Genomic DNA, 1,055 nt, shown 5'->3' with positions numbered 1-1,055 from the left:
GTCTTAGGTTAATTTTGGGAATAATGGTGTAGTAGAAGCTAAACCAAAACCAAAATCAGAGCTAAATTGCAAAGGAGAGTCTGTACTATGAAGGATACCATAAAATACGTAGGCTTAGACGTATCGAAGGAAAAAATTGCTGTATCTGTAGCAGATCCAGGTAGAGAAGGCGCTCGGTATTTGGGTACGATTCCTCATACGGAGTATCACATCTTGAAAACATTGAGAAAGTTAGGCGAACCCAATGAGTTAAGCATTTGTTACGAGGCAGGACCAACAGGATATCCTTTAGTTCGTTTGCTAACCGCACACGGATATGACTGTATAGTTATCGCCCCTTCACTCATGCCGAGTCGTCCAGGAGAACGGGTAAAAACGGATCGCAGGGATTCGATGCGTCTGGCACAATTACTTCGAGCAGGTGAATTAACCCGTGTGCATGTACCTAGCCAAGAGGAAGAAGCACTTCGTGATCTGGTACGGATGCGTGAAGATGTCAAGGAAGATCGGGCTCGAATCCGGCAGCGGATCGGGAAGTTTCTTCTTCGTCATCAGATTGCACCTAAAGAGCGGCTTCGCCGCTGGACGGCAAAGTATCGGTTGTGGTTAGGACGTATTCCATTGGAGTCTGCTACTCAGCGTTTGGTTCTACAGGAAATGCTGCATCAGATGGATGAAAATGAAGAACGTCTGAAACGTATAGAAGCAGCCATTCACGAGGAAGCGACGAAAGGGCACCACGCTCCATTAATACAAGCCCTTCAAACCTTACGTGGCGTAGCTGAAACGACCGCAACAGGTATCGTAGCCGAAGTATGTTCATTTACCCGGTTTGGAAATGCGAAGGCTTTTATGGGGTACACAGGTTTGGTGCCGCGGGAATACTCAAGTGGTCAAAGCCGATGGCAGGGAAGTATTACGAAATCAGGGAATACCCACCTTCGCCGTTTGCTGGTCGAATCCGCTTGGAGTTATCGCTATACACCTGCGTTGAAAGGAGAGTTAAAGAAACGTCAACAAGGAAAATCGCCTGAAATACAGGCCATATCCTGGAA

1 protein-coding gene is annotated in these 1,055 nt (G+C 46.9%); it reads left to right on the top strand.

What is annotated here, in order from left to right:
- Positions 1-87 precede the first annotated feature (87 nt).
- A partial coding sequence (locus tag N0M98_RS33675) for an IS110 family RNA-guided transposase (RefSeq protein ID WP_259620507.1) occupies positions 88-1,055 on the top strand: 968 nt, incomplete at its 3' end.

The sequence above is a fragment of the Paenibacillus doosanensis genome (assembly GCF_025060755.1).
In the GTDB taxonomy this organism is placed as follows: Bacteria; Bacillota; Bacilli; order Paenibacillales; family NBRC-103111; genus Paenibacillus_S; species Paenibacillus_S doosanensis.
The sequence above is the reverse complement of the archived record's forward strand: the minus strand, read 5'-3'. Positions and strand labels throughout refer to the sequence as shown.